The following is a 13,644-nucleotide window of genomic DNA, read 5'->3' as shown; positions in this document are numbered from 1 at the left end:
TCGGGGAGGCCGGGTCGGGCGGTCGCCCTGCGGCGGGCGTCTATTCTCCTCGGAAGCGAGGGGTGCGTTTCTCGATGAAGGCCGACACCCCCTCGGCGAAGTCGCGGGTGCCGCGCAGATAGGTCTGGTCGGCGGATTCGCGGGCGAAGGCGTCCTCGAGCGAGGTCAGGCTCGCCTCGTTGATGGCCGACTTCGTGCGGGAGAACGCGAGCGGCGCGCCCTGCGCCCACTGGCCTGCGAGCTCTCGGGCGCGGCTGAGCTGCTCACCGGCGGGCACGACTTCGCTCGCGAGCCCCCAGTTGAGGGCTTCGGGCGCCCACACCTTCTTCGCCGTCAGCGCCATCGCCATCGCCCGGTGCCGTCCCGCCGAGGCGGCCACGAGCGCCGTGGCTCCGCCGTCGGGCATGAGGCCGATCTTCGCGAACGCGAGCATGAGGTAGGACTGTTCGCTCATGACCACGTAGTCGCAGGCCAGCGCCAGAGAGCACCCGATGCCCGCGGCCGGTCCGGAGACCGCGGCGATGGTCGGGACGGGGACGTCGATGAGGGAGCGGATGATCGCGTTCGCCTCGTCGAGGTCGAGGCTGACGTCGCGGCCCTGCCCGGTCTCCTCGGCGCTGACCGAGCCCTGCAGGTCGGCACCGGAGCTGAAGGACCGGTCGTTGCCGGTGAGGACGATGGCTCGAGCGCTCTCGGCTGCCTCGGTGATCGCGTCGCCGAGGTCGCGGAAGGCCTCGCCGGTGAGCGCGTTGAGGGTGTCGGGACGGTTGATCGCGATGGTCGCGACACCGTCGCTGTGATCGACGAGAACACTCTGGGGCAAGGCGGCTCCTTCGGACGCGGACGTTTTCCCTGTCGCAAGCTTAACGCACGTTAAGTTGATCTGGGTCACAGTTTCGCAAACGTCGCCCGGCAGAGCTGGACCTACCGCAGGGTCGCGGGCAGCTGCGGAGGCGTGAGCTCCCGGTCGGCGAAGACGAGGCGCACGGCGGTGGAATCGGGATTGTCGGCATCGGGTCCGCGGTAGCGCAGCCGCAACCCGAGCTTCTGCGCCACCCTGGCCGATGCCGTGTTGTGCTCGAGCAGGTAGGCGACGACCGGCAGCGTGGGGTCGACCTGACGGGCGCGGTCGATGGCCAGACGCGACACCGCGGTCGCCAGCCCCCGCCCCTGTGCCTCGGGCGCGAAACGGTATCCGAGGTTCCAGAACGCGTCGGGACCCTTCGGCTCGGCCTCGGTGCCCCCGCGCAGGCTGCATCCGGCGAAGCCGATGATCGGACCCGACGGGACCTCGCGGACCATCCACATCTCCAGGCCGTCGCGTTCCCACCGGCTCATCCGCCGGGCCAGTGTCGCCGCCGCGTCCTCACGCCGGGTCACGCGTCCTGAGGGGAAGTGCGTCCACACGCGCGGGTCGCTCTCGATGGCGAAGATCTCATCGACATCGTTCAGAGTCGGCCGGTCGAGGACGAAGTCATCGGTGGTGATCTCAGGCATCAGCGCGCACTCTCGCCCCCGCCTGTCGCCGCGATCGCTGCGCTGATCGCCGAGTCGAGGTCGGCCCAGAGGTCGTCGACGTGTTCGATGCCGACACTCAGCCGCAGCAGGCCCTCGGGCACGGAGGTCGGCTCGGAGGAGTGGCGGCGCCTGCGTTCGATGAGGGATTCGACCCCGCCCAGCGAGGTTGCCGGGGTCCACAGACGCACCGCCTCGGCGATGGCGGTGGCGGTGTCGGCCGAGGCAACGGTGAACGAGACGATCGCCCCGAAGCCTGCCATCTGCGCGGCCGCCCGAGCATGACCGGGGTCGCCGGGCAGACCCGGGTAGCGGACCTCGACGATGTCGGGGCGGGCGGCGAGGCGTTCGGCGATGACCTGCGCATTGGCCTGCGCCCGCTCGAGTCGGACGGAGAGCGTGCGCATCCCCCGCAGTGCGAGCCACACCTCGAAGGGGCCGGCGATCGCCCCGCGCATCGCCCGCTCGGCCAGGAGCCTCTCCCGCAGGCCGGGGTCGCGTGAGACGACCGCGCCGAGGACGACATCGGAGTGCCCGGCGAGGTACTTCGTCACCGAATGGACGACGATGTCCGCGCCGAGTTCGAGCGGAGTCTGGAGCAGCGGGGTCGCGAAGGTGTTGTCGACGGCGACGAGGATCCCGCGTTGCCGGGCCGCCTCGACGAGGTCGGGGACATCGGCGACCTCGAGCATCGGGTTCGTCGGGGATTCGATCCACAGCATCGCCGAGGCGGTCGTGCCCGTCCCGGCGGACCCACCCGTCCCAGCGGACCCGCTCGAGCCGGCGGCCGAGTCGAGGGCGGCGACGACCGCCTCGGTGTCGGCGATGTCGACGCTGAGCACGGAGAACCCGGCACGCTCGGCGAGCTCCTCCGCCGACTGGAGCGCACCCTGGTACGCGTGCCGAGGCATGATGAGCGTGCCGCCGCGCGGAATGAGACTGAGCACGGCGGCGATCGCGGCGAGGCCCGAGCCGAAGACGAGGGCGGGCACCTCCGCGTGCTCGAGTTCGGCGAGCGCCTCCTCGAACGGTGTCCATGCAGGGGTCGCGAAGCGCCCGTACCCGAAGGGCGCATCACCCATGTCGGTCGTGCCGATGAAGGTCGAGGAGAGCTCGACGGGCGGATTGACCGAGGCTCCGGGGACACGAGGCGGCCGGGCCGCTTCGACGAGAACGGTCTCCGGTGAGTAGGCGGTTTCGCGAGTCGTCATGGGCCCAATATAGGGGGTCGGTCCGCTGCCTCGCCGCGGCCGCTCACCCGCGCGCACTCGTCATGTGCTCGAGCAGCGCCCGGGCGCCTGCCGAGAGGCGCCGCTTCGGCGACCACAGCGCGTGCAGCCGCCGGTCGAGGTCGAGCCCATCGTCGACCGGCAGGGGCACCAGCCGTTTGGAGAGGACGTCATCACGCAGGGCGAGCTCGGAGAGGACGACCGGGGCGACTCCGGTCGCCGCCGCCACCTTGAGCGCCGAGTTCGACCGGTACTCCCCCGCCACGCTCGCCCCGCCGAATTCGGCGAGCGCGGTGTCGATGGCCTCCCTGGTCCCCGACCCGACCTCCCGGACGAGGAGCGGCGTGGCGGCGAGCGACTCGGCGGACAGGGGCGCAGTCCACCGCCCGGGGAACGTCGGGGCGGCGGCGATGAGGAGGCGATCGCGGCCGATCACGGCCGTGGGGAACCCGGCCGGCAGGGAAACCGATTCGACGAGCCCCAAGTCGCAGCGCTGCGCGCGGACCTCGGCGACGACCGCGGCGGAGTTCTCCACCCCGAGTCCGACGTCGATCCCCGGGTGCGCCGAGGTGAAGGTCGCGAGATACCCGGGCAGGAGATACTCGGCGACGGTGAGGGAGGCGCACACCCGCACCGTGCCGGCCCGCGCCTCCTGGATCGCGCGGGTGCCCGCGTTGAGGGCACTGTAGGCGTCGATGACCTGCGCGGCCCATTCGGCCACGGCCTGGCCTTCGGCGGTGAGGTCGGTACCCCGTGGTGAGCGCTTGAGCAGCGGCACCTTCAGGTCCCGCTCGAGGTTCGACAGGCTGCGGGAGGCGTTGGGCTGCGCGAGTCCGACCGCCTCGGCGGCCTGACCGATCGACCCGGCACCCCCGGCGAGGGCGACGAGGAGCCCGAGAGCCCGCAGCTCCGGCCACCGCTGCATGTCCGAGACGTCGCGCATACCCACCATCATGGCATATCAGATCGATATGGGTCGAGACGTTTTCGCTGTCTACCGCCGAGGCTGCCGACGGGGAAGACTGAGAGCATGCACCGCATCACTCCCCTGCTCCCCGGCCTCGGACTCGCCGCGCTCGCCGCTGCGATCGCGTGGCCGCTGTCCATGCTCGCCCCGGTGATCTCCCCGCTGCTCGTCGCCATCATCCTCGGCATCGCGCTCGGCAACGCCGCCCCCAACCTGCCCGCAGCGCTCAAGCCCGGACTCGACTTCGCCGCGAAGCCGCTGCTGCGGTTGGGCATAGTCGCCCTCGGGGCGCAGGTCGTCTTCGGCGACATCCTCGACCTCGGCTGGCCGGTCATCGTGCTCGCCGCCGTCGTCGTCGCCGTCGGCATCGGCACGAGCATGCTGCTGGCGCGGGTGACCCGCGTCGACGGCGACCTCGCCCTCCTCATCGGCTGCGGGTTCGGCATCTGCGGCGCCGCCGCCGTCGCCGGCATCGAATCGACGGTGCGCGCGAAGAAGGAGGACGTCGCCGCCGCGATCGCCCTCGTCGTGCTCTTCGGCACCGTGATGATCGCCGCCATCCCGCTCATCAGCTCCGGCCTGGGCCTGAGCGAGGCGACCGCGGGCATGTGGGCCGGCGCCTCGACGCACGAGGTCGCCCAGGTCGTCGCGATCGGCGGCATCATCGGCCCGGCCGCCCTCGAGGTCGCCGTCCTCGTCAAACTCGCCCGCGTCATCATGCTCGCCCCGACCGTGGCGATCATCGGACTCGCGATGCGCCGTGCCGAGAACCGGGGGCGGTCCTTCCTCGCCGAGGAGGCCGGGCCGTCCGCCTCGTCCCCGACCTCCGAGACGCCCCTGACCTCCGAGGCTGCGCGGGGTTCCGGTCCCGGAGCAGCCGACTCTCCGGCACCCGCCGCGACCGCCACTGCCGCCTCGGCGAAGCGGCCCCCGATCGTTCCCCTCTTCGTCCTCGGATTCCTCCTCATGGCCGCCCTGCGGACTGTCGGCCTGCTGCCTGAGACTGCCGTCACCGGTCTCGGCTGGCTGCAGACCGCGTGCCTGTCGATGGCGATGTTCGCCCTCGGCCGCGGCGTGCAGTCGCGCGCGCTGCGCAGCCTCGGCGCCGGCCCGATCGCGCTCGCGACGATCACCACCGTCGTCGTCGCCCTCGTCGCCCTCGGCGGTGCGCTGCTGCTCGCCTGAGCCCGCACCGCCTCGGCGGGATGGACACTTGCGGCCTGCCTCGGCGGGATGATCACGTGACCCTGTGCCGACTGATGGGAAGTCCGCGTGCCGGGCCCCGCAGGTGCCGGGCCCGGCGGGGACCGGCTGGTAGTCTCGCAGCGGATCACCGCTTGCACAGAGACTGCTCAGCCGACTGGGGAACGACATGCTCGCACAGCTCATCGCACTAGGCGTCTTCATCGCACTCTTCGCCCTCGGGGCGATCCGCGGGGTGCACATCGGCGTGCTCATGCTCGTCGGCGCCGCCGGCACCGGCCTGCTGCTCACCGACATGACGGTCGAGGACATCATCGCCGGGTTCCCGCTCTCGATCATGATCCTCCTCGCCGGAGTCACCTACTTCTTCGCAATCGCGCAGGAGAACGGGACGGTCGACACGATCATCGACTGGGCGCTCGAGAAGGTCGGGTCATCGGCCGTCCTCCTGCCCGTCGTCTTCTTCGTCATCACCGCGGGCATCGCCTCGATGGGCGCACCCCTGGCGGGTCTGGTCATGATGCCGGTGGGCATGCAGGTGGCCCGGAAGTACCAGGTCGACTACGCGCTCATGGGTCTGGCGATCTGCTTCGCGATCGGTGCGGGCGGCTTCGCCCCCACGAGCCTCTACGGCATCGTCACGTACAGCACCGCCGCCGATGCCGGGATCGGGCTCTCCCCGTTCCTCCTCTTCGGCATCGCCGTCGCCGTCTACCTCCTCATGCTCCTCGCCGCCTACCTCATGTTCGGACGCCGGCTCTTCTCCCGGAAGTCCGCGGCCGCCCTCGCGGCGAACGGCGGGCCCGGGGCGGCGAACGGATCAGCGACCGGAGCATCCGGTGAGGCACAGGCCTCGGCGGATGCAGGTTCGGGGAGCACCACCTCGGCGAGCGAGACCCGGATCTCCCGGGGCAGCGCCTCGACGACGTCGGTGGCCTTCGGTGAGGACGACGAGGACGAAGCGCTCTTCGACTCCTCCACCGCCGGAGCAGCATCCGAGTCGACGTCTTCAGGATCGACGCCGTTCACCGGGGTGCAGATCCTCACGGTCGTGCTCATGGTCGCCCTCATCGGCTCGGTCGTCGTCCTCGCCGCGTTCGGCCAGGACCCCGACATCGGTCTCCTCTGCTTCCTCTTTGGGGCGATCCTCGCGATCGTCGACCCGGCGACGGGCAAGGCCGCGATCCCGAAGATCGACTGGTCGACGGTCCTCCTCGTCGGCGGGATCATCACGTTCGTCAGCGTGCTGCAGGAGATGGGCGCGGTCGACCTCCTCGGCGAAGGGGCGAAGGCGATCGGCTCCCCGCTCGTCGCGGCCCTCGTCCTCTGCGCCGTCGGCGGTCTGGTCTCGGCGTTCGCGTCGACGACGGGCATCCTCGCAGCCCTCGTCCCACTCGCCCTGCCGCTCATCGACGCCGGCGGGGTCCCCGGGTGGGCGCTCATCGCCGCGCTCGGGATCTGCTCGGCCGTCGTCGACGTCTCACCGTTCTCGACCCTCGGGGCCACCGTCGTCGCGACTGCTCCCGCCGAGGAGAAGCCCCGCCTCACGCGCATCCTCGTGAAGTTCGGGATGTCGATGGTCGTCATCGGCCCGATCGTCCTCGTCGGCGGGCTCGTCGTCCCCGCAATGCTGTTCTGATCCGTCGGGGCGCGGCTGGTGCCCGGGGAGGCGACCGTCGCCGCGTGCCCGCCTGCCCCGCGTCAGTCGAGCGGCTTGACGAGGGTGACGAACTCGAGGTCGTCGACCATCGGCACACCGAAGCGTTCGTCGCCGTACGGGAAGGGCTCGGTCTCGCCGGTGCGCTCATAGCCGCGGCGTTCGTAGTAGGCGATGAGCTCCGAGCGCTTGTTGATCACGCTCATCTGCAGGGCCCGGGCACCCCAGCGTTCGGCCACCCACGCCTCGGCGAGGTTCATCAGCGCCGACCCCACACCCTGCCCCTGCCCGAGCGGCGAGACCGCGAGGACGCCGAGGTAGGCGACGGAGTCGACGGGTTCGCGCAGGTACACGCTGGCCACGGCGGGGCCGTCGACCGAGCGGACGAGGATCATCGTCGAATCCGCCTCGGCGAGCATCTCCCGAGCCATCGCCTCATCGAGCCGCTGCCCGCTGAGCAGGTCCGCCTCCGTGGTCCACCCCTGCTTCGAGGCCTCACCGCGGTAGGCGGAGGCGACGAGGGCGACATAGTCGTCGATGTCGGCGTCGGTGAGCACGCTGACGACGTAGCCCGACTCGTTGAGGATGAGTTCGTGGGCGTCGACGAGGGTGGCCGGGGGCTGCGAGGTCATGCGGGACGACTCCTTGGGGCGGCGGCGGGTCACGGCCCGCCGGGATCTTCAACACTCCCCACCAAGATTAGTGGGTAGTCTCGGAAGCGGGAACAGCCCCCTTGAGAGAACAGGATCAGCCATGGACATCGACATCGACGGCGAGACCTTCACCTTCGCCGAGGACTCCGCGCAGTCCCGCTTCACGGTCTCCCACGACGGCCAGGTCATCGGCCTCATCGACTACATCGACACCGCCGACGGCCCGGGCGACGTCCCGACCACGCGGACGTTCACCCACACCGAGGTCTCCCCGGCCTTCGGTGGTCGCGGGATCGCCGCCCACCTCGTGCGCTTCGCCCTGGAGACCACCACCGAGGCGGGTCTGCGGTTCCGCACGACCTGTTCGTACGTCATGCGGTTCCTCGAGAAGAACCACGAGTTCGACGCGTCCCTCGCCTGACGAGCAGTCGCCGCGGCCTCAGTCGCTGTCGTCGCGCTCGTAGACGGACCGGACGACCCGGGCCGGTGCGCCGACGACGACGGCACCAGCCGGCACATCACGGGTGACGACCGCGGCCGCCGCCACGACCGCGTCATCGCCGATGGTCACCCCGGGCAGCACCGTGACGTTCGCTCCGATCCACACGCCCCGACCGATGACGATCGGCGCCGGGCGCATATCCGCCCGCCGGCTCGGATCGAGGTCGTGGTTGAGGGTCGCGAGCACCGCGTTGTGACCGATGAGCGCGTCGTCGCCGATCGTGATGCCGCCCTGGTCCTGGAACCGTGCACCGGAGTTGATGAAGACCCGCTCGCCGAGGCGGATGTTCCGCCCGAAGTCCGCGGAGAACGGCGGGAACACCGTCACCGAGGCGGGAACCGGTCGAGCCGTGAGGGTCGACAGCAGCATCCGCACCTCCTCGGGACTGCGGTAGCCGGTGTTGAGTTCGGCCGTGCTCCGCAGCGCCTCCTGGCTCGCTGAGTGCATGGCCCGGTGCAGCGGGGAGCCTGAGACGATCGTCTCCCCCGCGTCGAGCGCCGTGATGAGCGCGTCGATGTCGGCGATGTCTCCGCCGCCGGGTTCGGAGTCACCGTTCGAACTGGTCACTGTCTCACTCATCGTCTCTCCTCGAGGTTGTGCGCAGTGGTGTCCGGTCAGGGCCGCTCAGTGGCCTCACGGGGTGAGGAGGACCTTGATCGCGCGGCGTTCGTCCATCGCCGCGTAGGCCTCGGCGGCCTCATCGAGCGGCAGCCGCATGTCGAAGACCCGGCCGGGGTCGATCGTCCGCGTCCAGATGAGGTCGATGAGCTCAGGCAGGTAGCGGCGCACGGGTGCCGGGCCGCCGTGGAGGTGGACGAGGCCGAAGAAGAGTTCGTCTCCGGGCAGGGCGACGTCGTGGGAGACGCCGACGTAGCCGATGTGACCGCCGGGCCGCGTCGCGCGGATCGCCTGCATCATCGACTCCTGTGTGCCGACGGCTTCGATCGCGGAGTCGACGCCGAATCCGTCGGTGAGCTCCTTGATCGCGGCCACCCCGGCGTCGCCGCGGTCGGCGACGATGTGTGTGGCGCCGAATTCGCGGGCGAGGCGCTGCCGATCCTCGTGCCGGCTCATTGCGATGATCGTCTCCGCTCCCATCTGCCGGGCGGCGAGGACGCCCATGAGTCCGACCGCGCCGTCGCCGATGACGGCGACGCTCGAGCCGGGACCCACCTCGGCGGCGTCGGCGGCGAACCATCCGGTGCCGAGGACGTCGGAGGCGGCGAGCAGCGAGGGGATGAGGTCGTCATCGGGCTGGCCGGGGGTGGCGACGAGGGTGCCGTCGGCGTGCGGGATGCGGGCGTATTCGGCTTGGGTGCCGATCGCGCCGTCGACGAAGATCCCGTTGACGCAGCGCGACTGGTATCCGGCGGTGCAGATGGGGCACGTGTTGTCGGAGATGACGAAGGATCCGACGACGAAGTCCCCGACGCTCAACGTCGAGACCTCCTCGCCGATCTCCTCGACGACGCCGACGTATTCGTGCCCCATGAGCTTCGCATCAGGAGTGTCGGCGCCGCGGTAGGGCCACAGGTCGGACCCGCACACGCAAGCTGCGACGATGCGGATGACGGCATCGGTCGGGTCGATGATCTGCGGGTGGTCCCGCTCTTCGATGCGAACGTCTCCGGGGGCGTGCATGATGACTCCGCGCATGGTTGTGCTCCTTCGGTGGGGGTGGAACGGGTGCGGTGGTGGACACCGAATCCGGTGGGTGGGATACGGAGGTGCCTAGAGCTCGTCGGCGGTGCTCACTGTGGTCTCGTGTTCCGTGGTCTCGTGCGCTCCGGTCTCAGGTTCGCCCGTCTCGCGGACCCCGCCCGGTCTCGCCTCTGCGGTGAGCGAGGAGAGCAGGCGCAGCTTCTCCTCCGACCGGGATCCGGGTTCGGGAGTGTAGACGAGGAGGACGAGTCCCGCCTCGGCGGTGATCCTCAGCTCTTCGTAGGCGAGCTCGATCTCTCCGATGTCCGGGTGGACGAACCTCTTCATCCCCGCCCCGTGGGTGCGCACATCGTGGGCCGCCCAGAGCTCCCGGAAGGTCTCGCTGCGGGTCGAGAGCTCCCCGACGAGCTCCTGGATCCCGCGGTCATGCGGATCCCTGCCGGCTTCGGCCCGGATCACGGCGACGCACATCTGGGCGAAGAGGTCCCAGTCGGGGTAGAAGTCCCGGGAGGCGGAGTCGAGGAACTGGAACCGGGCGAGGTTGGGTATCCGTCCGCCGTCGCCGATGACCGGGGAGTAGAACGCCCGGCCGAGGTCGTTGACGGCGACGATGTTCTGCGCGGCGTCGCGGACGAAGGCGACGGACTCGGTCATCGCCTCGAGCATCCAGTGAAGCGTCTCGTGCGGTGTCCGGGCCGCCGAGCGCGGACGACGACGCCGTCCCGAGGTCGGCACCCCGTCAGCGGCACGGGCGAGGTCGACGAGGTGGCCGCGTTCGGTGTCGGTGAGCTGCAGCGCATCGGCGAGCGAGTCGAGGACCGCTGCGGAGGCTCCGCCGATGGCTCCCCGTTCGAGCTTCGCGTAGTACTCGACGCTCATGCCCGCCAGGGTCGCGACTTCGCTCCGGCGCAGCCCGGGCACACGACGTCGGCCGTCCGCCGGCAGCCCGGCGGCCGCGGGCGTGATCTTCGCCCGGCGTGACATGAGGAACTCCCTCACCTCGGCCCTGTTGTCCATGCATTCGAGCGTAGACCTCTCACGCCCCGGGAGGGATACCCTGCGAGTACACCCCTGGCGAGTGCACCGCAAGGGCCCGCACCCTCAAGCGGCCGTCGCCGACTGCGCAGCGGACCGAACGATGCCGGGGCGGGATCTGCGCACGGGGACGAACCGCAGTACGCAGACCACCCAGACGGTGGCCGCGATGATCACGGATGCGAGGATCGTCCAGAAGAGCACGGGGTCGCCGACGGCGAGCCGAGGGATCTCGCGACCGGGAATGACGACGGCGAAGGTCCCGGCGATGAGGGCGCCGATCCACGATCCGACCATGAGGAAGACGTGGGTGCGCAGTCGGCCGCGGCGGATGGCGATGACCCCCAGCGTCGTCGTCGCGAAGGTGTAGATCGCCAGGGCATGGAAGACCGTGAATGCCCCGGTGAGCGAGTAGATGAACATCCCGCTCACGCAGACGAGGTACATGAGCACGACCCACGAGCGGCCGATGGTCTTGTGCCGGTTGTCCTTGGGTCGGCGGATCAGCTGCACGGGGGCCAGGAGCACGACACCGGCGGCGGCGATGGCGTGGACGGCGATGATGAGTGTCATCATGGGATTAAGATAGTCATGCTATCCAAGCACTGGCAACGTGGATAGTCGACCGCCTGAGCACTATCCAAGGCAGTTCTCCGATCGGCACTGCGGATCTCGAAGGGAGACGATGAAGCTCAGCGAACTCGCCCGCCGCACCGATGTGTCCACGGCGAGCATCAAGTACTACATCCGCCTCGGCGTGCTGGGCACCGGTGAGAAGCGCAACGCCACGACGGCGGTCTACGGGGATGCCCATGTGCACCGTCTCGCGCTCATCACGTGGCTCCGTCGCGAACTCGCCCTGCCGATGTCGTCTATCGCCGTACTCACGCACGCGATCGACGACGAAACCCTGGACAATCTCGAACTGATGGGCGTCTGCCAGCGCCTCGCCCTCGGTCTCGACAGCTGTCTCGACAGCGCGCCTGAGCCTCAGCCCACCGCGACGCCGCCGACGGAAGGGACCGGCGATGCCGCCGCACCGCCTCGGCGAAACGACCCCGACGTGATCACAGACCTGGACGCCGAAGTCGGTGACGTCCTCTCCGACCTCGGCTGGCCCGACGTCTCCCCCACCGCTCGCGCCGCGGTCGCCGTCTGCCTGCGCGATCTCATCGACGCCGGCTACGACGTGGGGCGGGACATCGTGATGACCCATGCCACGGCTCTGGCACAGATCGCCCGGGAGAACACGCTGCCCATCAGCGACTCCCTCACCCGCGACGAGATCGCTCTCGCCGTCATCCGCGGCATCACCCTGCACAATCGGCTCCTCATCTCGATGAGCACGCTCGTCCACGCTGCGATGTCCGCGCAGGCACGGAAACCGCGCGACTGACGCTCTCACACTGCGAAATCCGCATCGATTCCGCCCCTGCGGACCTTTACACTGAACGAGGCGCCGGGCGATCTTGCGCTCTGCCGCCTCGACACAACAACCAAGGGAGGATCAGTCGTGGACATCACGCCGATCATCGACAAGCTCAACACCGGACTGTTCATCAACGGACAGTGGCGTGATGCCGAGGGCGGAAAGACCATCGACGTCATCAACCCCGCAACCGGTGACGTCATCACCACCGTCGCCGACGGTTCCGCCGCCGACGCCGAGGCCGCCATCAAGGCCGCCGGTGACGCGCAGGCCGACTGGGCCGCCACCGCACCCCGTGACCGGGCCGAGATCCTGCGCCGCGCCTTCGAACTCCTCATCGAGCGCTCCGACGACATCGCCGCCGTCATGACCGCTGAGATGGGCAAGCCCTTCGCCGAGTCCAAGGGAGAGGTCGCCTACGGCGCCGAGTTCTTCCGCTGGTTCTCCGAGGAGGCCGTGCGCATCAGCGGCGACTACATGCTCTCCACCGACGGCAAGAACCGCCTCATGGTCTCCCGCGAACCCGTGGGCCCCTGCGTGCTCATCACCCCGTGGAACTTCCCGCTGGCCATGGGCACCCGCAAGATCGGACCGGCCATCGCCGCCGGCTGCACGATGGTCTTCAAGCCCGCGAAGCTCACCCCGCTGACCTCGCTCATGCTCGTCGACGTCCTCACCGAGGCAGGGCTGCCGGCCGGCGTCCTCAACGTCGTCACCTCGGAGTCGGCCCGTCGGGTCGTCACCCCGTGGATGGAGTCGGGCATCGCCCGCAAGGTCACCTTCACCGGGTCGACCGAGGTGGGCATCAACCTGCTCAAGCAGGCTGCCGACAATGTCATGAAGTCCTCGATGGAGCTCGGCGGCAACGCGCCGTTCGTCGTCTGCGAGGACGCCGATCTCGACAAGGCCGTCGACGGTGCGGTGCTCGCGAAGATGCGCAACGGCGGCGAGGCCTGCACCGCGGCCAACCGCCTCTTCGTCCACTCCTCGATCGCCGATGAGTTCTCGCAGAAGCTCGCCGAGCGCATCGGTTCGATGAAGGTCGGCAACGGCCTCCATGAGGGCACCGAGGTGGGACCGCTCGTCGACCAGGAGTCGCTGGACAAGGTCGCGGCCCTCGTCGACGACGCCGTCGCCGGAGGTGCGACGGTGCTCACGGGCGGTTCGAAGATCGAAGGCGACGGGTTCTTCTTCGACCCGACCGTCATCACCAACGTCCCGGCCGGTTCGGAGATCCGCACGACCGAGATCTTCGGCCCCGTCGCCCCGATCGTCACCTTCGACACCGACGAGCAGGCGATCGCGCTGGCCAATGAGACCGAGTATGGGCTTGCCGGCTACCTGTTCAGCGAGAACATCAACCGTGCGCTCAGCCTCGCCGAGAAGCTCGAGGTCGGCATGATCGGCCTCAACACCGGTCTCGTCTCGAACCCGGCCGCCCCGTTCGGCGGCGTGAAGATGTCGGGTCTCGGCCGTGAGGGCGGACGCGTCGGCATCGACGAGTACCTCGAGATCAAGTACGTGGCCACGCCGCGCTCCTGATCCCCTCTCCTGGTCCCGTGCGGCCGCCGGTTGAGCCGGCCCGCACGGACTGAGATCGCCGAGGCGGTCGACACCTGAGGTGTCGGCCGCCTTTCGCGTTCCTGGGGGTCCGCGGCGCCGAGCACAGCCGCCGGCCGTTCCGTTGACCACTTCGGGCCCTTTGACCCATGCCCGGACCGGCCTACACTCAGGGAGTGTGAGCACAGTGACGAAGAAGTCCCTTCCGCACCGCCCCTGGATTGCCCACGCC

At 69.8% G+C, this 13,644-nt stretch carries 14 protein-coding genes; 5 read left to right on the top strand and 9 right to left on the bottom strand.

Features of this window, described 5'->3' with window-relative positions:
• Window positions 1-40: 40 nt before the first annotated feature.
• The 4 genes from EZE58_RS04240 to EZE58_RS04225 form a co-directional block, all read right to left on the bottom strand.
• Window positions 41-823 carry an enoyl-CoA hydratase gene (locus EZE58_RS04240; protein ID WP_167559913.1) on the bottom strand — a complete coding sequence of 261 codons (783 nt, stop codon included), beginning with the start codon at window positions 821-823 and terminating at the stop codon, window positions 41-43.
• A 101-nt stretch (window positions 824-924) separates the two neighbouring features.
• Window positions 925-1,497: a GNAT family N-acetyltransferase gene (locus tag EZE58_RS04235; protein ID WP_167559911.1), complete on the bottom strand. Its 573-nt coding sequence runs from the start codon at window positions 1,495-1,497 to the stop codon at window positions 925-927.
• Window positions 1,497-2,726 (bottom strand): PLP-dependent aspartate aminotransferase family protein, encoded by a 1,230-nt coding sequence (locus tag EZE58_RS04230; protein ID WP_167559909.1) that lies wholly within the window; start codon window positions 2,724-2,726, stop codon window positions 1,497-1,499. The genes EZE58_RS04235 and EZE58_RS04230 overlap by 1 nt, the downstream gene beginning before the upstream one ends.
• 43 nt (window positions 2,727-2,769) lie before the next feature.
• Window positions 2,770-3,687: a LysR substrate-binding domain-containing protein gene (locus EZE58_RS04225; RefSeq protein ID WP_167559907.1), complete on the bottom strand. Its 918-nt coding sequence runs from the start codon at window positions 3,685-3,687 to the stop codon at window positions 2,770-2,772.
• Window positions 3,688-3,774: 87 nt separating this feature from the next.
• Between EZE58_RS04225 and EZE58_RS04220 the strand changes: the two genes are divergently transcribed.
• Both EZE58_RS04220 and EZE58_RS04215 read left to right on the top strand, forming a co-directional pair.
• Entirely contained in the window at window positions 3,775-4,896 is a 1,122-nt protein-coding gene (locus EZE58_RS04220; RefSeq protein WP_167559905.1) for a putative sulfate exporter family transporter, read from the top strand.
• 187 nt (window positions 4,897-5,083) lie between these two features.
• Window positions 5,084-6,553: an SLC13 family permease gene (locus EZE58_RS04215; RefSeq protein WP_167559903.1), complete on the top strand. Its 1,470-nt coding sequence runs from the start codon at window positions 5,084-5,086 to the stop codon at window positions 6,551-6,553.
• A gap of 62 nt (window positions 6,554-6,615) precedes the next feature.
• On the opposite strand, the gene EZE58_RS04210 is transcribed toward EZE58_RS04215, so the two are convergent.
• Window positions 6,616-7,203, bottom strand: coding sequence for a GNAT family N-acetyltransferase (locus EZE58_RS04210; protein ID WP_205772105.1), 588 nt, complete (start codon window positions 7,201-7,203; stop codon window positions 6,616-6,618).
• A 121-nt stretch (window positions 7,204-7,324) separates the two neighbouring features.
• On the opposite strand from EZE58_RS04210, the gene EZE58_RS04205 reads away from it, so the two are divergent.
• Window positions 7,325-7,645 carry a GNAT family N-acetyltransferase gene (locus tag EZE58_RS04205; protein ID WP_167559901.1) on the top strand — a complete coding sequence of 107 codons (321 nt, stop codon included), beginning with the start codon at window positions 7,325-7,327 and terminating at the stop codon, window positions 7,643-7,645.
• An 18-nt stretch (window positions 7,646-7,663) separates the two neighbouring features.
• Here EZE58_RS04205 and EZE58_RS04200 read toward each other — a convergent pair whose 3' ends face one another.
• The 4 genes from EZE58_RS04200 to EZE58_RS04185 all read right to left on the bottom strand — a co-directional run bounded on the left by EZE58_RS04200 (window position 7,664) and on the right by EZE58_RS04185 (window position 10,999).
• Window positions 7,664-8,305, bottom strand: a complete 642-nt coding sequence (locus EZE58_RS04200; protein WP_167559899.1) for a DapH/DapD/GlmU-related protein — start codon at window positions 8,303-8,305, stop codon at window positions 7,664-7,666.
• A gap of 54 nt (window positions 8,306-8,359) precedes the next feature.
• Window positions 8,360-9,382 (bottom strand): zinc-dependent alcohol dehydrogenase family protein, encoded by a 1,023-nt coding sequence (locus tag EZE58_RS04195; protein WP_167559897.1) that lies wholly within the window; start codon window positions 9,380-9,382, stop codon window positions 8,360-8,362.
• A 75-nt stretch (window positions 9,383-9,457) separates the two neighbouring features.
• Window positions 9,458-10,405, bottom strand: coding sequence for a helix-turn-helix transcriptional regulator (locus EZE58_RS04190; RefSeq protein ID WP_167559895.1), 948 nt, complete (start codon window positions 10,403-10,405; stop codon window positions 9,458-9,460).
• A gap of 84 nt (window positions 10,406-10,489) precedes the next feature.
• Complete coding sequence (locus EZE58_RS04185; RefSeq protein ID WP_167559894.1) at window positions 10,490-10,999, bottom strand: DUF2306 domain-containing protein; 510 nt, start codon at window positions 10,997-10,999, stop codon at window positions 10,490-10,492.
• A gap of 109 nt (window positions 11,000-11,108) precedes the next feature.
• On the opposite strand from EZE58_RS04185, the gene EZE58_RS04180 reads away from it, so the two are divergent.
• Window positions 11,109-11,819, top strand: coding sequence for a MerR family transcriptional regulator (locus tag EZE58_RS04180; protein WP_167559893.1), 711 nt, complete (start codon window positions 11,109-11,111; stop codon window positions 11,817-11,819).
• 117 nt (window positions 11,820-11,936) lie between these two features.
• Entirely contained in the window at window positions 11,937-13,394 is a 1,458-nt protein-coding gene (locus EZE58_RS04175; RefSeq protein ID WP_167559891.1) for an NAD-dependent succinate-semialdehyde dehydrogenase, read from the top strand.
• The last annotated feature ends 250 nt before the right edge of the window (window positions 13,395-13,644 follow it).

The sequence above is a fragment of the Brevibacterium sp. LS14 genome (genome assembly GCF_012027885.1).
Lineage (GTDB): Bacteria > Actinomycetota > Actinomycetes > Actinomycetales > Brevibacteriaceae > Brevibacterium > Brevibacterium casei.
This window is presented reverse-complemented; position numbering and strand designations above follow the sequence as displayed.